The 19119-nt window shown below is 37.6% G+C and carries 18 protein-coding genes; 14 read left to right on the top strand and 4 right to left on the bottom strand.

Annotated features, from left to right (window positions below; all coding sequences use genetic code 11):
* Positions 1–31: 31 nt before the first annotated feature.
* Genes AAGF08_RS00720 through purU form a run of 5 tightly spaced genes read left to right on the top strand, consistent with a single transcriptional unit; the run spans position 32 to position 4831 of the window.
* On the top strand, positions 32–1447 hold the full coding sequence (locus tag AAGF08_RS00720; RefSeq protein WP_343508965.1) for a tetratricopeptide repeat protein: 1416 nt from the start codon (positions 32–34) through the stop codon (positions 1445–1447).
* A gap of 19 nt (positions 1448–1466) precedes the next feature.
* The gene (locus AAGF08_RS00715; protein WP_343508964.1) at positions 1467–2237 is read left to right on the top strand and encodes a phosphosulfolactate synthase; all 771 of its coding nucleotides are present in this window, start codon (positions 1467–1469) and stop codon (positions 2235–2237) included.
* Positions 2238–2297: 60 nt separating this feature from the next.
* Positions 2298–3233, top strand: a complete 936-nt coding sequence (locus AAGF08_RS00710; protein ID WP_343508963.1) for a DUF368 domain-containing protein — start codon at positions 2298–2300, stop codon at positions 3231–3233.
* Positions 3230–3967 (top strand): shikimate dehydrogenase, encoded by a 738-nt coding sequence (gene aroE / locus AAGF08_RS00705; RefSeq protein ID WP_343508962.1) that lies wholly within the window; start codon positions 3230–3232, stop codon positions 3965–3967. The genes AAGF08_RS00710 and aroE overlap by 4 nt, the downstream gene beginning before the upstream one ends.
* Before the next feature lie 9 nt (positions 3968–3976).
* Positions 3977–4831, top strand: coding sequence for a formyltetrahydrofolate deformylase (purU, locus tag AAGF08_RS00700; RefSeq protein WP_343508961.1), 855 nt, complete (start codon positions 3977–3979; stop codon positions 4829–4831).
* Here purU and alr read toward each other — a convergent pair.
* Positions 4828–5982: an alanine racemase gene (alr, locus tag AAGF08_RS00695; RefSeq protein WP_343508960.1), complete on the bottom strand. Its 1155-nt coding sequence runs from the start codon at positions 5980–5982 to the stop codon at positions 4828–4830. The genes purU and alr overlap by 4 nt on opposite strands.
* 95 nt (positions 5983–6077) lie before the next feature.
* On the opposite strand from alr, the gene AAGF08_RS00690 reads away from it, so the two are divergent.
* Positions 6078–6653, top strand: a complete 576-nt coding sequence (locus AAGF08_RS00690; RefSeq protein WP_343508959.1) for a DNA-3-methyladenine glycosylase I — start codon at positions 6078–6080, stop codon at positions 6651–6653.
* 267 nt (positions 6654–6920) lie between these two features.
* Here AAGF08_RS00690 and AAGF08_RS00685 read toward each other — a convergent pair whose 3' ends face one another.
* From AAGF08_RS00685 to AAGF08_RS00675, 3 genes are all read right to left on the bottom strand, one after another.
* Entirely contained in the window at positions 6921–8444 is a 1524-nt protein-coding gene (locus tag AAGF08_RS00685; RefSeq protein ID WP_343508958.1) for a sodium:proton antiporter, read from the bottom strand.
* Between the two features lie 181 nt (positions 8445–8625).
* The gene (locus tag AAGF08_RS00680) at positions 8626–9852 is read right to left on the bottom strand and encodes a Glu/Leu/Phe/Val dehydrogenase dimerization domain-containing protein (protein WP_343508957.1); all 1227 of its coding nucleotides are present in this window, start codon (positions 9850–9852) and stop codon (positions 8626–8628) included.
* A 72-nt stretch (positions 9853–9924) separates the two neighbouring features.
* The gene (locus AAGF08_RS00675; RefSeq protein WP_343508956.1) at positions 9925–10998 is read right to left on the bottom strand and encodes an anhydro-N-acetylmuramic acid kinase; all 1074 of its coding nucleotides are present in this window, start codon (positions 10996–10998) and stop codon (positions 9925–9927) included.
* A 102-nt stretch (positions 10999–11100) separates the two neighbouring features.
* Between AAGF08_RS00675 and AAGF08_RS00670 the strand changes: the two genes are divergently transcribed.
* From AAGF08_RS00670 to AAGF08_RS00635, 8 genes are all read left to right on the top strand, one after another.
* The gene (locus tag AAGF08_RS00670) at positions 11101–11817 is read left to right on the top strand and encodes a type III pantothenate kinase (protein ID WP_343508955.1); all 717 of its coding nucleotides are present in this window, start codon (positions 11101–11103) and stop codon (positions 11815–11817) included.
* On the top strand, positions 11807–13090 hold the full coding sequence (locus tag AAGF08_RS00665) for a hypothetical protein (protein ID WP_343508954.1): 1284 nt from the start codon (positions 11807–11809) through the stop codon (positions 13088–13090). Before AAGF08_RS00670 ends, AAGF08_RS00665 begins: the two co-directional genes overlap by 11 nt.
* Before the next feature lie 13 nt (positions 13091–13103).
* Positions 13104–14405: a hypothetical protein gene (locus AAGF08_RS00660; RefSeq protein ID WP_343508953.1), complete on the top strand. Its 1302-nt coding sequence runs from the start codon at positions 13104–13106 to the stop codon at positions 14403–14405.
* Positions 14406–14493: 88 nt separating this feature from the next.
* Positions 14494–15039 (top strand): LPS export ABC transporter periplasmic protein LptC, encoded by a 546-nt coding sequence (gene lptC, locus AAGF08_RS00655; RefSeq protein ID WP_343508952.1) that lies wholly within the window; start codon positions 14494–14496, stop codon positions 15037–15039.
* Between the two features lie 36 nt (positions 15040–15075).
* Entirely contained in the window at positions 15076–15285 is a 210-nt protein-coding gene (locus AAGF08_RS00650; protein ID WP_343508951.1) for a hypothetical protein, read from the top strand.
* Positions 15286–15287: 2 nt separating this feature from the next.
* On the top strand, positions 15288–16568 hold the full coding sequence (locus tag AAGF08_RS00645) for a hemolysin family protein (protein WP_343508950.1): 1281 nt from the start codon (positions 15288–15290) through the stop codon (positions 16566–16568).
* 85 nt (positions 16569–16653) lie between these two features.
* Positions 16654–18762 carry a SurA N-terminal domain-containing protein gene (locus AAGF08_RS00640; protein ID WP_343508949.1) on the top strand — a complete coding sequence of 703 codons (2109 nt, stop codon included), beginning with the start codon at positions 16654–16656 and terminating at the stop codon, positions 18760–18762.
* A gap of 84 nt (positions 18763–18846) precedes the next feature.
* A complete protein-coding gene (locus tag AAGF08_RS00635; protein ID WP_343508948.1) occupies positions 18847–19113 on the top strand; it encodes a DUF493 family protein in 267 nt (88 codons plus the stop codon).
* Positions 19114–19119 lie beyond the last annotated feature (6 nt).

Genomic DNA, 19119 nt, shown 5'->3' with positions numbered 1-19119 from the left:
TTGGTATCTTAAATAAACTTAACACATCCTAATGACTGGAGATCACGATCACGATTGGGAAAATGAAAAAAAACTGGTAGAGCGGTTTGAAAATTCCCTGAAATCCAATATGGATTTGTACTTTGAAGAGGAGGAACTTGAAGATATCATTCGTTTTTACTTTGACCAACAAAAGTTTCTTAAAGCGCTGAGAGCAAGTGAGTTTTCTCTTGAAAAATTCCCTTATTCTGTAGAAATCAAGTTGTTGAAAGCCCAATGCCTGATTTTCAATGATGAATTGGAAGAGGGTCTGAGCATATTGGAAAATATTAATAATATTTCCCCAAATAATGAAGACATCCTTCTCGCTTTGGCCAATGCGCATATTTTAGCAGGAAGCCCTCAAGTTGGTATTGAGCTTTTGGAAAATTTTATTCCTTTGGCAGAGGATAAGGCTGAGGTATTTTACTCCTTGGGGAATCTATATCGGGCAACAAGTGATAATGCAAAAGCATCCTACTATTTCAAGGAAGCTGTCAAACAAAGAATTAATCATGAAGACGCTCTTTTTCAGCTGGCTATGATTACTGAGGAAGAGGGATCTTTTGACGAAATACTTCAGTTTTATCAGGAGTTTATTGACCAAGATCCCTACAGCGCTGGTGCTTGGTATAATTTGGGCGTAGTTTATAATAGATTAGGAAGGTTTGAGGAAGCCATAAAAGCTTATGATTATGCGATAATCATTGATGATTCTTTTGCGTCAGCTTATTTTAATCTTGGGAATGCTCTCATGAATACTGAGCAATATGAGCTTGCCTTAGAAGCCTATCAAAATACCATTAATTGTGAGGGGGCCAATGCTGAAAATTGTTGCTACATGGGTGCTGCTTATGAAAAGTTAGGCAACATAGAAGATTCTTTTAAATATTTTAAGAAAGCAGCAAAACTTGATGAGGAATACGACGATGCTTGGTTTGGATTGGGCATGTGTATGTTAAAAAAAGAGAAATTTTTTGAAGCAATCCATTATTTTAAAAAGGCTTTAAACTTAAATAAAGACAGCCCAAACTACTGGGTTGGCCTTGCAGATGCAGAGTTTAATCTGGGAAACTTGCAGGCGAGTTCTGAGGCTTATGAAGAAGCTATCAATCTGGAACCCGGTATTTTAGAAACATATATTAACCTATCTGTCATTTATTTTGATCAAAATAGATTTGAAGAAGCGATTGATGTAATTCGAGAAGGTATAGAGGAATTGCCGGAGGAGGCAGAGCTTTATTACAGAATGGTAGTTTTTCAAATCAAAATGGCTAATTACAAAGAAGCGTTTTCATTTTTGGAAAATGCATTAACTTTGGGCTACGATAGGCATGTGGTCTTGTATGAATTAATGCCAGAGCTAAAAAAGCAAAAGGCAATGTCCAAGATCATTGCCCAGTATCGGGAACAAAATCCCGAGACCTAACAATATTAATACCTAGCCAATGAATTATGAGCTGAAGAACATCCCTGTACGTACTGAAAAACCACGTACCACGGGATTTACTATGGCCATGGACAAGGGTCTGAGCCTAAGGGCAACAGAAGATTTTGTCGATAGCTGTTCCGATTTTGTAGACATTGTCAAATTAGGATGGGCGACCTCCTATGTGACAAAAAATCTCACGGAGAAAATTGCCATTTACAAAGAAGCAGGAATTCCAGTGTATTTTGGAGGAACTCTGTTTGAAGCTTTTATTGTAAGAGATCAATTTGAAGATTATCGGAGAGTTTTGGATAAGTATGGACTGGAATACTGTGAAGTTTCTGATGGTTCTATTTCTCTAAACCATGATAGGAAGTGTGAATATATTTCCACTCTTGCCAAAGATGTAACAGTTTTATCTGAAGTTGGATCTAAGGATGCTGCCAAAATTATACCCCCATATAAATGGATAGAGCAAATGCAAACAGAATTGGATGCTGGAGCATGGAAAGTGATTGGAGAAGCTAGAGAAGGTGGAAATGTGGGGTTATTTAGAGATTCCGGTGAAGTGAGACAAGGATTGGTGGAGGAAATTCTGACTCAAATTCCTGAAGAAAGAATCATTTGGGAGGCTCCAATTAAAGCACAGCAAGTTTGGTTCATCAAGCTTATTGGAACAAACGTTAATCTAGGAAATATTAGTCCTTCAGAAATCATTCCTCTGGAAACGATTCGTTTAGGCTTAAGAGGAGATACATTTGACCATTTTTTGGGAGAAATTAAATTATGAAAGTATCATAACCTTTAGAGGCTGACCAATAATTTTTTCGGTCAGCCTTTATTTTTGCCTATGGATCTAATAAAAAAATATTTCCTGAATTATCTAAAGGGAATGGCAATGGGTGCCGCAGATATTGTCCCAGGGGTTTCCGGAGGATCAATTGCTTTGATCACTGGGATTTATAGCACATTGCTCGACAGCATAAACTCCTTTAATGGTAAGAATTTAAAATTGCTTTTAGCTTTTCAATTCAAGCCCTTCTATAAATCTGTCAATGGCACATTTTTGTTGAGTTTATTATTTGGGATTCTTACAAGTATTTTTACACTTTCAAAATTAATTACCTACCTGATGGAGGAACATCCTGTTCCCCTGTGGTCATTTTTCTGTGGTTTGATCCTTGTCAGTGCGTTTGTCATACTTAAAGGAATTAGACGTTGGCATTTAGGTGTAGTTTTCGCCGTGATTATTGGTACGATTTCAGCCTATTTTATTACTGAGTTACCGCCTGTCAGCTCTCCTGAAGCTATATGGTTTACATTCCTTTCGGGTTCAATTGCAATTTGCGCTATGATCCTACCCGGAATCAGTGGAAGCTTTTTGCTCTTAATTTTGGGTAAATATGAAACAATTCTTAACGCAGTTTCTGAAAGAGATGTAGTTACTTTAGGAGTATTTGCAGCTGGATGTCTTGTAGGAATCTTGTCATTTAGTCGGGTTATTTCTTGGCTTTTGAAAAAGTATTATTCTGTAACAATTGGCCTACTTTCTGGATTTATGTTGGGGTCAATGAATAAACTTTGGCCCTGGAAAGTAGTAACTGCCTATAGAACTTCATCCAGTGGAGAAGAAAAACCATTTTTGACTGAAAATCTTTGGCCTGGCGAATATTTATCTCAAGTGGGACAAGACCCTAAATTGGGTTTAGCAATCGCAGCATTTCTATTCGGAATTTTGCTGGTAGTAGGGATTGAGCGTTTGGCCACAATTCTAAATAAGCCATGAGAAAATTCGGTTTAATTGGTTTTCCATTGGGTCATTCTTTTTCCAAGAAATATTTCACTGCCAAATTTGAAAAAGAGGGAATTAAGGACTGCCAATTTGATTTATATGAGATTCCACAGATTGGAGATTTTGAGCAAGTATTGGCTGATAACCCTGAACTGGAAGGAATAGCAGTGACGATTCCTTATAAACAACAAGTAATCCCTTTTTTGAATGCTCTTGATCCAGCTTGTGAGATTATTGGAGCTGTAAATTGTATTAAAATTGAGAGTCAAAAGCTAAAAGGTTACAATACTGATTACATCGGTTTTAAACATTCTCTTGAATTATGGATAGATGATTTGAGACCAAAAGCATTGGTTTTGGGAACCGGGGGAGCTTCTAAAGCAGTAAAACAGGCATTAAAAGATTTGGGAATCCAGTATCTCTCTGTTTCCAGGTCGTCTTCAGAAAATCAAATAACTTATCAGAATTTAGAAGAAGATCCTTCTATTTTAAAGGAGTATCAGTTGATCATTAATTGTACACCTCTAGGTACTTTCCCCAAAGTGGAGGGAATACCAAATATTCCTTTGGATCAATTAGATTCGGGGCATCTAGTCTATGATTTGGTCTATAATCCTTCCGAGACCGCATTGATGAAAGCCTGTATCAAAGCTGGAGGAAAAGCAAAAAATGGTCAGGATATGTTAGAGCTTCAAGCCGAAGCAGCATGGAAAATATGGAATGATTAAATTTGAGTCATGAACAAAGCAATTCTTCTAATTCAATGCCCTGATCAAAAGGGAATAGTAGCTGAAGTCTCCAGATTTTTATATTCATATAATGGCAATATTTTGGAGATTGATCAGCATGTGGATGAAGAATTGAGTTTGTTTTTTATGCGTGCTTCTTGGGAATTAGATTCATTCTCAATTGAGAAAGATGAAATCGCCTCCAAGTTTGAAAAAGAAGTGGCCTTAAACTTTCAAATGGATTTTAAGCTCTATTTTAATTTACCTAGGCCAAGGATGGCAATTTTTGTCAGTAAGCTTTCTCATTGCCTTTTTGATATTCTGGGAAGACACCATGCAGGGCAGTTAGAAGTGGATATCCCCCTGGTCATTTCAAATCATCAGGATCTAAAATCTATTGTGGAAGCTTTCGATATCACATTTTATCATATTCCAGTTACAGCATCTACTAAATTGGATTCAGAGAAAAAGCAAATTGATTTGCTCCAAAAATATCAAGTAGATTTTGTGGTATTGGCCAGATACATGCAGATTGTTTCAGCAGATTTTATCAAGAATTACCCAAATCGAATCATTAATATTCACCATTCATTTTTGCCTGCCTTCGTGGGAGCAAAGCCCTATCATGCAGCTTATGAAAGAGGGGTGAAAATTATCGGTGCCACTGCACATTATGTTACAGAAGAACTTGATGCAGGACCTATTATTGAGCAGGAAGTGGCAAGAGTAAGACACCATAACACAATTTCTGATTTAGTTCAGATTGGACAGGATGTTGAAAAAGTAACCCTATCAAAAGCCATAAAGTACCATTTGGACAGGAAAGTCTTAGCATTTAAAAATAAGACCATAATTTTTTATTAGGAAATTACTTTTCTCGGAATATCTTTTGGTAATCGGGTCAGAAGCTCATAATTGACCTGTTGGGTTGATTCAGAAAATGAGGCAACGGTAATTTCTTTGTTTCCTTGTTTTCCAATTAATACCACCTCATCGCCTACCTCAATATTTTTCAGTTTTGTTATATTTAATGCAATGGCATTCATCATTACAGTTCCTACCACTTGGCAATACTGTCCACCAATAAGCACTTGACCTTGGTTGCTCAATAAGCGACTATATCCATGTCCATATCCGACAGGGACTATTGCCAATCGCATGTTGTTCAGTGCCATAAAGCTATTTCCATAACCAATAAATTCGCCCTTTTTGACTTGTTTAATACTCATCACGGTACTTTTCCAGGTTATCAGCCTTTTGAGAGGATTTTTATTTGCTTTCGGTAGCGAGTGAAGTTTTGCGTAAAAAGTTTCTTTCGTAGGCCAGAAACCGTATCCTGCGATTCCAATTCTTACCATATCCATAATTGTCTCCGGAAAGACAAGAGTCGCTGCCGAACATGCAGTATGATATTTTTTAAACAGTACTTCTTTTTGGGTAAAATATTCTCTGAATCTAAGATAAACCTCGATTTGACTTTTTACTCTTACAAAATTACTGATGCTCTCTGCCCCTGCAAAGTGAGTACAGAGACCTTCCAGCGAAATATGCGAAGAATCAGCCAGCAACGCTTTGGCTAATCGTTCTCTTGAGCTCCATTCAAAGCCAGTTCGGTGAAACCCTGTTTCCAGTTCGATATGGATTTTGCCAGGGATTCCTAAGCTTTTGGAAATAGTTACAGCTAATTCCAGTCTCTGAAAATCAAATACATAAAAACTAATTCCTGCTTTTATTAAATCAGCCAGCTCCTCGGGATAAAGCATTCCCATGATCATTATTTCCGATTTTTTCTTGGAGTATTTTAATACTTCCCATGCCTCATCTGAGCTAAAGGTGCTGAAGTGGCGAATTCCTGCTTTTTCAACAACTTCCACCATTTGTTGAATTCCATGTCCATAAGCATTTCCCTTAACTACAGCTGATATGACTGTTTTTGGACCTATTTCGGATCGGATATAGCGAATATTCTGCCGGTAAGCTCTCGCGCTAATTTCCAAAAAGGAGGTAGCGATCATTGGATTAATATTATTGAAATGAAAAAGTAAGACATGCTGCCACTTTATCCCAATTCTGAATTAATTTTATTTTCAATCTTTTAAAAATTAATAAAATGGATTCTCAAAAATTTCGCTGCAAGTGGTGTCTCGGATTTCCTGATTATATCAAATATCACGACGAAGAATGGGGAAAGCCAGTTTGGGATGATCAAATTCACTTTGAATTTCTTGTCTTAGAAAGTGCGCAAGCTGGCCTAAGTTGGGCGACAATCCTTAAAAAAAGGGAGGGATACAGAGATGCTTTTGCAAATTTTGATTATAAGCAAGTGGCAGAATTTCCGGAAGGATATGTTCGGGAACTCTTACAAAATCCTGGAATCATCCGAAATGAACTAAAGATCCTTGCGGCAATCAATAATGCCCAACGCTTTATGGAAATTCAGGAAGAGTTTGGAAGTTTTTCCGAATATATCTGGGGATTTGTGGGTGGTAAACCTATTCAAAACCAATTGAAGGAGGAAGACCCTACTCCTGCTACATCCCCTGAATCTGACTTGTTAGCAAAGGATATGAAGAAACGGGGTTTCAAATTTTTAGGGAGTACTACGATTTATGCACACATGCAGGCCACAGGACTCGTGAATGACCATTTAGTGAGTTGTTTTCGGTATAAAGAGGTGAAATTGTAGTAGTCTATGGCTTTCTGGCTACTTCAGAATTTTGGAACCCTTATTTCTGAGAAAATTGAATCTGAAAAATTAGACTATTAGAAGAACCAAAAAATTCATTCATTTTCAGATGAACCTAGGTTACTAGTTTTTCCAATTGAGTTAAGGTTATTGGGTATCTAAACTAAAAATTTTTTAAAGCAAAGATTCTAATACTTCATATAGCTGTGTTCGTGTATGAAAAGGGAATAATTCCAATTCAACGAATTATTTGAATACTACACGCATTTAGGCAAAAGCAAAGAAAACAAGCCAGACCAAAATCAAAATCGGAAGTAAAACAGGAAGTGAGAATCGGATAATGTATCCAAAGAAGGATGGCATTTTGATTCCACTTTGCTCTGCGATGGATTTCACCATAAAGTTGGGTCCATTTCCAATATAAGTCATGGCTCCAAAGAATACGGAAGCAATAGCAATGGCCATCAATTCGAAGGAAGAATCGTGGAAACCATCAGCTGCAAATAACCTTACCTGATCAATGTTATTGATATCTGCTCCTTTAGAAGCCATGGCTGCAGCCAAGAAATTTAGATAGGTAGGAGCATTGTCCAAGAAACCAGAAAGAGTACCTGTTCCCCAGTATAAGGTGTTATGGGAGATCAAAGAAGCTCCTTCTGGAGATTTAGCAAAATTACCAACCAGTTCTAAAGCTGGCATCATCGTACCAAAAATACCAATGAAAATAAATGCTACTTCTCGTATTGGCTCAAAATTGAATTCATTCCCTTTAATTGCTCTGTTATCAGCAAATCTATAAGATAGAAAAGCTACAGTAAGCATAATTACTTCTCGGAGATAGGAGAATTTCTGTCCATCATAAACTATCGCTGGCACCCCATCAATCACATTTGGATCAAGAAATACGGAGCAAATAATAATAAATAGCCACCCGAAATTTTTCATTCCGATCAATGAAAATTTATTGGAATAAGTAATTTCTTCTGTTTCAATGTCTTCATCAGAAGCTTTCCCTAGCTTCTTGTCTATAAAATAAAATGCAAGTGCCAATAGACCTAGAGCAAAAATCCAAGCCGGCCAGTTGTGTTCCAATGTCCAGAAAAAAGGAATTCCTTTTAAGAAACCTAGGAACAATGGTGGGTCACCAATAGGCGTGAGCGAACCTCCCACATTACTTACCATGAAAATAAAGAAGATAATGTGATATGCTTGAATATTTCCCTTATTGAGTCTAATAAATGGTCTGATCAGTAACATGGAAGCACCTGTTGTACCGATCAGATTCGAAATAAGCGCTCCAATAAGTAATAATGAAACATTGGCAAAAGGCGTAGCTTTTTTATCTATTTCTATCAAAATACCACCTGATGCAATGTAAAGGGATGCTAACAAGGCAATAAACTGAATGTACTCCGCCATTGCATGAACAGGAGCATGAACATTGGAAAGTATAAACAAATAATAGAAGACGACAAGAATAGCGAGTCCCATGGCAATTTTGGGATAGTTTTTATGCCAGAAATGCTCATAAAACAAGGGGCCTGTTGCGATCATTAATAGTAATACCACAAAAGGGATAACCAGCCAAGTGGGCGCTACATGGTGCTCTTCATCACCATGATCAGCTTGTTCCATGTGTGTTGCTTCAGCATGCTCAGAATCAGTCTGATCAGCTTGCGCCAAGAAAGTTTCTTTGGTCTCTCGTTCTTGAGCATAGCTTTGCTGAGGTTGTAAACCACCAAGAAAGAGTATTCCGAAAAGTATAGAGAAACTTAAAATAATATTCTTCATTAGGCAAATTGGGGTCTTCTGGGCAATCTTCTCGGTTAAATTAATTAATTTTTCCTGCGTTTGTATCCTGACTTGGCTTTTGCTAAACTACTGATTTTGGGTGAAAGACACCAATTGAGAAATAACCGCTAGCAAGAATAATTGAAAATTAACTTTTGCTAGCGTTACTTCCCATTAAAATTTATACGAGTTGAGCTAAAGCTATTTTAAAGGAGTTTTGAGCAATATTCGTTTTTTCCGGATTTTCAGCAAATGTTTTTTTCAAAGCTTTCTCAATTGTTTTACTAACGTCATCAAATATGGCTTTATCAGTTACTTCGGCCTTTTTGCTCATTAAGTAAGCAAAGACTCTGGCCATTCCACAATTCGCAATAAAATCCGGTAAAATGGAAATTCTTCTGTCAGCCCAGAGCCCAATAGGCCCGAAGAAAATCTCCGGATCTGCAAATGGTACATTTGCACCGCATGAAATCACTTCCAATCCCGCATTCACCATTCTTTCTACTTGAGATTGGGTTATTAATCTAGAAGCCGCAGCAGGAATAAATATTTCACTCTCAAGATCCCAGATCTTTTCATTGATTTCTTGAAATGGAATCATATCCTGAGCTACCAGTTTATTTCCATTTCTATCAATAAATAATTGCCTTACTTCATCCAGGCTCAGTCCATCCTCTCGGATTATTCCGCCATCTTTATCGATAATACCAACAACTTTCACTCCTTCAACAGCTAAAAAACATGCTGCTGCTGCACCGACATTTCCCCAACCTTGAATTACGGCTCGTTTTCCTTTAATATTTCCTCCCCATATTTTATAATAATGTCTAACAGCCTCTGCCACACCATATCCGGTGATCATATCTGATACAGTATATTTCTTTGGTCCATTTGGGGTGAAATGCGGATCCTCCAATACTTTAGAAACACCCTGTCTTAGTTGTCCAAGTTTTTTGATTTTTTCGGGTTCAGTGGCTTGAAAGTGACCATTTACTATCCCTTCTTGAGGATGCCAAAGACCATAAGCCTCTGTAATCGGTATAACCTCATGAATTTCATCCACATTCATGTCTCCTCCAGTTCCGTAATAATTTTTCAGGAGTGGCATTACTGCCTTATACCATCTTTGTAAAACTTCATTTTTTCGCGGGTCACTAGGATCAAAGTTTATCCCTGATTTGGCTCCTCCTATAGCGGGACCTGAAACTGTAAACTTTACTTCCATGGTTTTGGCTAAAGATTCAACTTCTCGTTTATCCAGTCCCTTTCTCATTCGTGTACCGCCTCCTGCAGCCCCTCCTCTCAAAGAATTGATGACCACCCAGCCTTCGGCCTCACTTTCATTGTCACTCCACTCGAAAACTATTTCTGCCTGCTTATTTTCGAATTTTTTTAATAATTCCTGCATTACTCTTTGGGTTTATATTTCGACCAAAAGTATAAAAAAATTACACCCAAAATAATTTTGTTTTTAGGATGGTTACCCAAATATTGTTCCTCCGGAAGAATCAATTTTTGCATGGGTTACAGATGCCAGACAATTCGTTTCTCCTCTTAGTCTCAAAACTCCCAAAAAGCCAAAAATAAGGGCTTCTTTAAACTCTATTAATTCATTGGAAGCTTCAAATTTTTCCCATTTTGATTTCAACTGGTGGTCAAGCCTTTCCAAAAAATAGGAATGATAGGCACCGCCTCCTGTGATTAATACTCTGGGGATTTCTTTTCGACTATAATTTTGAATGATTGCAGCCAGTTGAATCGCATAATGCTCAACAATTGTAGCCAATTTATCTTTATCTGAAAGCCCGCTTCTTTGGATTACTGGAGTAAATACCTCTTCCATATCTTCTCTTCCTAAAGATTTGGCACCTTTAAATTGATAAAAAAGAATTTGATTTAATTTTTCAAGTAATTCCTGATTGACAGTTCCTTCCCTAGCCCAATTCCCATTTTGATCGTATGGCATTCCCAGTTTTTCTGCAATGGGATTCAGGAGTAAATTGAAAGGGGAGCAATCGAAAGCAATTCTTTTACCTTCCCATTGCATGCTGATGTTAGCGATGCCGCCAAGATTGATGCAAAAGTCTATTTCTGGAAATAAAAGCTGATCTCCAATCGGGACTAAAGGAGCACCTTGGCCTCCCAGTTGTACATCAAGCATCCTGAAGTCATTGATTACTTTCAGTCCTGATCTTTGGTGTAGGGCCCATCCATTTCCAATTTGAAGGGTAAGTCCTTTTTGAGGTTGATGAAATACGGTATGTCCATGAGAGCAAACTGCAAGTGCTGAAATCTTTTTTTCCTGGCAAAACATTTTTACGTGCTCACCCATCCATTTTCCAAAATTCACATCTAGGATATGAAGTTCAAGCGAGTTTAATAAATGGGCATTCCTAAGTTGCTCGCCAAGACTTTTAGGAAAAGGGACAGTGACTGTGTTAAGAAGTTCAAAATGCCATTTTTCAGTCTTTTCAAACTGGCAATGTGCCAAATCCAAACCGTCACCTGATGTTCCAGACATCAATCCGATTACCTGATAGTTTGAAGTTCCCATGGGTTAAAGTATGTTAAGTATTGAAGTTTCTAAAGATAATTTAAGGAAGTAGAAAAGACCTCATTTTTTTAATTGCCTAATTTGCGACCTATCTTTTATTGAATGAACAATCTAATCATTGATATTGGCAATTCCAGAATCAAATCGGCCTTGTTTAAAGAGGATGAATTGGTGAATGAGTCTGTTTATACGGATTTGCCATCTGCATTACTGGCCTGGAATAAACTTTCCTTTCAGAATTGCTTAGTGAGTTCAGTAAAATGGACAGAGAAAGATCTGAAAATCCAGCTTCCGTTTAAATTTATCTTTCTCAAGAAAGAATTGAAATTCCCTATTGGCAATGGCTATGGAAGTCCTGCCACCTTGGGACTCGATCGGCTGGCTGCTGCTGTAGGAGGATGGAATGTCGTGGGAAAAGGACCAGTATTGGTGATTGATTTGGGAAGTTGTATGACTTTCGATTTGGTGGATGAAAATAATATTTATCGTGGAGGAGCTATTAGTCCTGGCTTGTTGATGAGAGCTAAAGCGATGAAAAATTTAACTGCCAGACTTCCGATGGTTGACATTCAGCAAAAGCCAAGTGATTTCATTGGTACCGATACTATTACCTGTATGCAAATTGGTATTTGGTACGGAATAGAATTAGAAATTCTCGGCCAAATCCAAAAATATGAGCAAAAATTCCCCCAAATAAAGGTCTTTGTTTGTGGTGGAGACGCTCAATCTTTTGAATCATTAGCAAAAGACCACATATTTGTAGTCCAAAATTTAGTCCTGCATGGATTGAATTGTATTCTAAACCACAATGTTGAGTAAATTAAAACTGCAATTACTGGGTGTAGCAAGCATCCTTTTCATATTTTCTGAAGTTAAGGCACAGTCCTCGGCTTCTACCTATAGTGCATTGGGCATCGGGGAATTTAATTATTCTGGGCTTACCCAAAATCAAGGAATGGGGGGACTTGGAATAAGTTATGGCACAGGTTGGAATGCCAACGTTGTGAACCCAGCCCTTACTACCTACAATACAATTTTTAATTTTCAGGCGGCTTTGAATTATAAAAATATCAAAGCCAACAATGGCTCTGAAACTTCTGATGTAGATGGTGGAGGCTTATCTTATGTGGCGATGTCACTTCCCTGGAAGTCAGGAAAAGTGACTATGGGTATGGGGCTTAATCAAATCACTAGTGTGAATTATAGACTTCAAATTGATAGCCAAGTTAGTAATGCAGAATTGAGAGCAAATAATTACATCGAGGGAGATGGAGGAATATCTGAAGCTTATTTGAATATGGGGGTCAAAGTCACCAAGAATCTGAGCTTGGGTTTGCAGGGATCTTATCTTTTTGGATCAACTATTCGGAATAATGTCTTAACGCTGCTGAATGACAATAATAACCAAGTTGGCAACACAACTCAATATTATGAAAGATTAACAGTTAGTGATATTGGGTATAAAGCAGGTGCACATTATTTAGTTAAACTTTCTCAGAATAATAGTTTGCATTTTGGCGCCATTTATCAGAGTCTTGGTAACGTTAATGGAAAAGCCTTTGCCAAATTGGCTGCTTTGGGCCAAGCTAGCGATCCGGATTCAGACGGTGATTTGATTGCAAATGATGAAAAAGGCAGTATTTACATTCCAAATCGCGTCGGATTTGGGGTTACATTTGAAAAAATGAATAAATTCGTGATTGGATTTGAGGGGCAGTATCAGGATTTCAAAAAGTTTGAATCGTTCTTTGGAGAGAGCTTATCTTTGAAAGAAGCTATCAAACTTGGATTAGGATTTCAGATTGTGCCAGATATTCAATCTATTGATAGTTATCTTAAGCGAACTACTTTTCGTTTTGGATTGGAATATCAGCAGACTCCTTATTATCTGAACCAAACGAATATCGATGATATTGGCATCAACTTTGGAGCTTCATTTCCTGTAAATCAATTATCATTGTTGAATTTTGCAATGAAAGTGGGGCAAAGAGGTACCACCGATAACGGTTTGATCCAAGAAAGATATGTGAACTTTACATTTGGATTTTCACTTAATGATAATAGTTGGTTTTATAAACGAGTATTTGAATAAAGCATAAATAACCATGAAAATTAAATCAACCCTATTAGGTCTAGCAGCCGTTTTGATGGCTGGCGTGGTTCAAGCGCAAGATGGATGGAATTGGCCATCTGATCCTGCGCAAGAAGCCAAAGCAAGAGAATTGAATGCCGCTTACACTGATTACATGAAGTCAGATCAGTTTATAGAAGCAACGAAGCCTTTACATTGGCTTTTGGTCAACGTTCCTGAATTAAATGAGTCTATTTATATCAATGGAACGACTATCTACAACGCTGCGGCAGGTGCTGTATCCGATGAGGAGAAGAAAAGAGTGTATCAGGATTCTGTAATTGCTCTATATGAAAAAAGAGAACAGTTATATGATAACGCTCCAAAATGGATTGAAAACAAGGCGTATTATGGCTATCAGTATTATAAAAGTGATAAAGACAAGCTGAAAGATGCGATTGCCGACTTTGAAAAAGCAATGGAATTAAATGGTACTATCAATTACCAATTGACAGCAGCTTATTTTGATTTAATTTATAGAAACTACGCCTATAATAAAGCTTATACACCCGAGGAAATCCTAGATATTCATGATAAAGTTCAGGCGATGCTTACTCAAGCTGAGGCAGAAGGTAAAGATGTAACAAGCCAAAGAGGAACTTTAGAGCAATTGCTTGTGGCTATGGAATTAATCGATTGTGATTTCATCGAAAACACCATGGGACCTAAGCTTGCTGCAGATCCAACGAATGAAAAATTAGCTGATCAGATCTTTAATTACTCTGTACAATATAAGTGTTTCTCATCTGATGCTTTTTTGAGAGCATTGGAGATCAAGGATAATAATAATCCTACTTTCGCAACTTCTCAGGTAAGAGCGATGAGATATTTACAGGAAAAAGATTACGAGAAAGCTGAGCCTGTATTGGAAAAAGCAATGACACTAGCTGAAAACGATGCTCAAAAAGCAGAAGTTAAATTTGAGCTTGCAAAAATCTACGGAGCAAAAGGTCAGAAATCTGCTGCTAGAGCTGCTGCAAAAGAAGCTGCTGCAATGGACGAGGCTAAATCTCAGGATGCTTGGAAGCTAATCGGAGACTTGTACATGGGATCTGCCAATGATTGTAAAGGTGGAGTTAGCCGTGCAAAAGATTACTCTATCTACATTGCTGCTTATAATGCTTACCAAAGAGCAGGCGACAGTAATGGTATGGCTCAGGCAAGACAAAGATTCCCTTCCAAGGAAGAATTGTTTACTGAAAGCTTACAAGTGGGTGGCACGATCAACACAGGATGCTGGATCGGTGAAACTGTTACTTTGGCAACTAGAGATTAATTTTAGTTAATAATATAAAAAGGGCAGCTGTAGAGCTGCCCTTTTTTCGTTGCCTACTTATTGTTTAATTTTCAATTATCTTTACCTCGTGAAAAATAGCCTCTTTTTAGCGATTGGATCTTTTTGTTTGATAGCATTTGGCTCATGCAGAGAAGATATGGATGCATCGGATTTAAATGTTTATGATGGACCAATAAACAGTGCTATTAACATAAATTTGGTGCAGAGTGACTCAGCGATTGTGAGGTCACAGATCAAAGCGGCAAAGCAACTTGAATATGAAAATGGGAATTTAGAATTTCCGGAAGGAATAGATATCCAATTTTTTGATGAAGAGGGAAATATCACCACCACAATGAAAGCTAATAAAGGATATTATCTTAGAGAGGATAACCTTTATAAAGGTGTGGGGGATGTTCAGGTTGAAAACATGTTGAAAGACCAATCTCTAAAGGCGGAAGAGATGTTTTGGAACCCAAATAAGAAACAGATATACACAGAAAAATTTGTAACAGTTCGTGATGGACAGACACTTTTTAATGGAACAGGGATGGAAGCTGATGAAAGCTTTACTAATTACAAATTGAAAAATATAAGAGATAGTAGGACCTTACTTCCTGGAGAAGGAATGTAAATTCATGATATATTTGATTCTTAGAAAATAAATAAATTGAAATTACCCGACGTCGTAATATTATCTCTTGCATTGGCCTTAGTCATTATAGGTATTCATTTGAGCCTTACCCAGGGTGTAGAAGTTTCCTATCCTGTTTTTATGTTTGCTGTGGCCTTATTATTTTGGTTTCAATATAGAAGGACAAACAAACCCAAAGAAACTCCAGACCCCAAGCAAAAAAATAAAAAAAGGAAAAAGCATTAAGAATGGATATCTCTTATCTTATTTATGTCATTATCACATTGCTTTTTTCCGCATTTTTTTCGGGAATGGAGATAGCATTTATTTCTTCCAATAAGCTTCAGATTGAATTACAAAGAAAGCAAGGCTCACTAGTAGGCCGTGTTTTGAGCACTTTTGTGGACAATCCCGGGCAATTTATCGGGACTACTTTGATGGGAAATACCGTGTCCTTAGTACTCTATGGTATTTTTATGGCTTTTCTTTTGGAAGACCCCATCGAGATGATGCTTCCTGAAAGCTTAAACAATGAAGCATTTGTGCTAGTACTTCAGACAGTTTCGTCCACATTAATTGTTCTAGTCACTGCAGAGTTTATTCCTAAGAGTCTATTTATGCTTAACCCGAATAGCATGCTGACTTTTTTCGCTTTGCCGTTTTTAGGGATTTATTTTCTTATGTACCCAATCGTGTGGGCGGTAGTTGAGCTTTCGAGATTCTTTATTACCAAAATTTTGAGGTTGGAGTATAGCGAAGACAAACCAGTTTTTACTGTAACCGATTTGAATAGTTTTATTCAAAATCATTTGACTCAGGAGAAAGAGGAAGGAAAGGCAGACATAGATACGAAGATCTTTGACAATGCGGTAGAGTTCAAGACCGTTAGGGTTCGGGAATGTATGGTTCCACGAACAGATATTGTTTCAGTTGAGATTGAAGATTCAATTGAAGAATTAAAAGAAGTTTTTGCAGAGAGTGGTCATTCAAAAGTGATTGTATACCGCGAAACAATAGACGATGTCATTGGATATTGTCATCAATTGGAACTATTCAAAAAGCCAAAAACGATAGAAGAAATCCTGACTCCAATAATTATAGCCCCGGAATCTGCTTTGGCAAATGAGCTTTTAATTGAATTTATTCAGGAGAGAAAAAGCTTGGCTTTGGTTGTAGATGAGTTCGGAGGAACCAGTGGAATTGTTTCAATGGAGGATATCATAGAAGAGATTTTTGGAGAGATCGAAGACGAGTACGACAGTGATGATTTGATCGAACAAAAGACCGGAGATTATGAATATTTGTTAAGTGCGAGACATGAGATAGATTATTTAAATGATAAATATGGATGGGAATTACCATATGGAGATTTTGAAACGCTCTCAGGTTTGATCCTATCGTTGACTGAAAACCTGCCCAAGAAGGGCGAATCGGTCGTTTTTGGGCCATATACCTTTACGATTATGACCAAACAAGACCATAGAATTGACTCAGTAAAACTCAAAATCAATAGCTCAGGGATTTTTTAGTTAAAGGTTTGATTCAGAATATATTTTGAATTTCGACCCTAATGCTATTATTTTGCGACACTTCTAAAAAAGCGTAGAAATACTAATGGCGTTAATTAAACAAATAAGACAGAGAACGGGTCTCGCAATCGGCGTAATTGCCGGCGGGTTGATTTTATTCCTATTGGGGGGAGATTTGCTAAGTCCAAATTCTACCTTGCTCAATTCAAATCAAAATATAGTCGGTGAAATCGCAGGCGAAGAAATATCCTATGAGGAATACATCGCAAGCGTGGAGGAGTTTAGAGCTGCCTTCCAACAAAGAACAGGTAGAGCACCTTCTGAGCCAGAGATGTTTTCAGTAAGAGAACAAGCATGGCAAGCTCTCATTGTAGAGAAAGTTTTCAAGGAAGAGTATGAAAAACTTGGATTGACTATCTCTGATGCAGAGTTAGTTGATATGGTGCAGGGGAAAAATATTGTAGCTGAATTGCGTCAGCAATTGGTAAATCCTCAGACAGGTGAATTCGATAAAACTCAATTGGTTTCTTTCCTTCAATCCTTAGAGACGGCTGATCCTACACAGCAGGCTTTTTGGGCCCAACAAGAACAATTGTTTGCTGATTCCAGATTGAGAATCAAATATGACAACATGCTTAACTTCTCTGAATATACCACTTCAGTAGAAGCAAAATATGAGTATAGAGCAGCAAACACTACTGCGGATGTAACTCATCTCTTTGTTCCTTATTATGCGATTGCAGATTCTGCGGTTTCAGTAAGTGAAAGTGAAATGAGGGATTATTTAAGCAAGAACCAAAGTAAATTCAGAACAGGTACAAGTGCCAATCTAGAATATGTAAGCTTTAGTATTTTGCCAAGCAAGGAAGATTCAGCTGATGTTATTTCTGAAATGCAGGTCTTGACAGATGAATTGAAGAATACTGACGATGATTCAACTTTCGTATCCAGAAACTCAGAATCTCAATTTCCTTTCTTTTCCTACGCTCCAGGAACTGAGCTTCCAGTTGGTTTGACCTCAAATGTGGAGGAAATTGAAGAAGGTGCTACCTATGGGCCATTTGTGACTGCAAATTCATCTTATGTAACCTATAAGATTACAGATAAATATGATGGAGCACCAAGAATGAGAGCTTCTCATATTTTGTTTAGCACTGAAGGAATGGATGAAGCTAATAAAGCCGCTGTTAGAGCTCAAGCTGAGCAGGTATTATCTGACATCAAGGGTGGAGCAAGTTTTGCAGTTTCAGCTAGTCAATATGGTCAGGATGGTACCGCTCAAAATGGTGGAGATCTTGGTTACTTTGCAAAAGCAGATTTTGTTGAACCATTTGCAAATGCAGTTTTTGATAAGAACTCTTTAGGTCTGATTAATGATCTGGTAGAAACTGAGTATGGTTACCATATCATTGAGGTGACTGGAATGCCTTTGACTGAATACACTAAGGTGGCAGTATTGGAACTTGAACTTGTAGCTAGTGACGCAACCAGAAACGAAGCATTCAGAAATGCTGATTCATTTGCTGCTTCCAGTGGAAACAGAATTGAATTCAATGAGAATGCTGCTGCAGATGGTTACAGAGTCCTAGAGGCAACTAACGTGGATGCAACTAGCAGAAACATCAATAACATACAGAATGCAAGAGAAGTCATTAGATGGGCTTTCACGGAAGCTTCGGAAGATGAAGTTTCTCCAGTGTTCGAATTGGATAACAATTACATTGTAGCTTCTTTAATCAGCAAAAAAGAAGAAGGAGATGCTAAGCTGGAAGATGTACGTACTCAAGTAGAGGCTCAGGTAAGAAATGATAAGAAAGCTTCTTTGATCGCTGAGAGATTGAATGGAAAATCTACGCTTGAAGAAATGCAAGCAGAGTTCCCTGAAGCTTCATTGAATACAACTCCAGATCTGAAACTGAGTGCATCTGTAATTCCAGGTGTTGGATTTGCTCCAAGAGCAATAGGTTCTGTTTTTGGATTAAAGAATTCCGGAGAAATGACCGCACCGATAAAAGAAGATGTGGGTGTGATTGTTGCTAAACTAAATAGTTTAACACCAGCTGCCGAAATTGGCGATTATAGCGGATTCCAAAATCAATTGACACAAAGTGCTTCTCAGCGAACATCCTATCAGGTTATGATGGCCTTGCAAGATCTAGCAGATGTTAAAGACTACCGATATAAATTCTTTTAATAAACATTACAACTTCGGAACCCATGCCAGTCGGCATGGGTTCTTTGTTTAAACCTATTTGGAATTACTTAAAGGGTGTAAGCCATGGACAGGAATTTTGATAAAGAAAACTTCAAAGAAAAATTAGAGGCATCTGGACAGTTTCCAATGCTCTATATGTTTAAGTTTATTGTGCCTAGCGGCAAGGAGAATGAAATAGCAGTCTATTTTCCTAAAAATGAAATAAAGATTAAACCTAGTTCTGGAGGCAAATATGTCAGCACTACGATTCAGGCTATGATGGAAACACCTGATCAAATAGTTGATATTTATGAAAAAGTTGCTAACATAGAAGGAATAATTTCACTTTAAAGCAAC

The sequence above is a fragment of the Algoriphagus sp. SE2 genome (assembly GCF_039563885.1).
In the GTDB taxonomy this organism is placed as follows: Bacteria; Bacteroidota; Bacteroidia; order Cytophagales; family Cyclobacteriaceae; genus Algoriphagus.
This window is presented reverse-complemented; position numbering and strand designations above follow the sequence as displayed.

Coding starts and splice junctions, on each gene's coding strand:
- AAGF08_RS00720 (WP_343508965.1), top strand. CDS start 32: ATGACTGGAGATCACGATCACGATTGGGAAAATGAAAAAAAACTGGTA.
- AAGF08_RS00715 (WP_343508964.1), top strand. CDS start 1,467: ATGAATTATGAGCTGAAGAACATCCCTGTACGTACTGAAAAACCACGT.
- AAGF08_RS00710 (WP_343508963.1), top strand. CDS start 2,298: ATGGATCTAATAAAAAAATATTTCCTGAATTATCTAAAGGGAATGGCA.
- aroE (WP_343508962.1), top strand. CDS start 3,230: ATGAGAAAATTCGGTTTAATTGGTTTTCCATTGGGTCATTCTTTTTCC.
- purU (WP_343508961.1), top strand. CDS start 3,977: ATGAACAAAGCAATTCTTCTAATTCAATGCCCTGATCAAAAGGGAATA.
- alr (WP_343508960.1), bottom strand. CDS start 5,982: ATGATCGCTACCTCCTTTTTGGAAATTAGCGCGAGAGCTTACCGGCAG.
- AAGF08_RS00690 (WP_343508959.1), top strand. CDS start 6,078: ATGGATTCTCAAAAATTTCGCTGCAAGTGGTGTCTCGGATTTCCTGAT.
- AAGF08_RS00685 (WP_343508958.1), bottom strand. CDS start 8,444: ATGAAGAATATTATTTTAAGTTTCTCTATACTTTTCGGAATACTCTTT.
- AAGF08_RS00680 (WP_343508957.1), bottom strand. CDS start 9,852: ATGCAGGAATTATTAAAAAAATTCGAAAATAAGCAGGCAGAAATAGTT.
- AAGF08_RS00675 (WP_343508956.1), bottom strand. CDS start 10,998: ATGGGAACTTCAAACTATCAGGTAATCGGATTGATGTCTGGAACATCA.
- AAGF08_RS00670 (WP_343508955.1), top strand. CDS start 11,101: ATGAACAATCTAATCATTGATATTGGCAATTCCAGAATCAAATCGGCC.
- AAGF08_RS00665 (WP_343508954.1), top strand. CDS start 11,807: ATGTTGAGTAAATTAAAACTGCAATTACTGGGTGTAGCAAGCATCCTT.
- AAGF08_RS00660 (WP_343508953.1), top strand. CDS start 13,104: ATGAAAATTAAATCAACCCTATTAGGTCTAGCAGCCGTTTTGATGGCT.
- AAGF08_RS00645 (WP_343508950.1), top strand. CDS start 15,288: ATGGATATCTCTTATCTTATTTATGTCATTATCACATTGCTTTTTTCC.
- AAGF08_RS00640 (WP_343508949.1), top strand. CDS start 16,654: ATGGCGTTAATTAAACAAATAAGACAGAGAACGGGTCTCGCAATCGGC.
- AAGF08_RS00635 (WP_343508948.1), top strand. CDS start 18,847: ATGGACAGGAATTTTGATAAAGAAAACTTCAAAGAAAAATTAGAGGCA.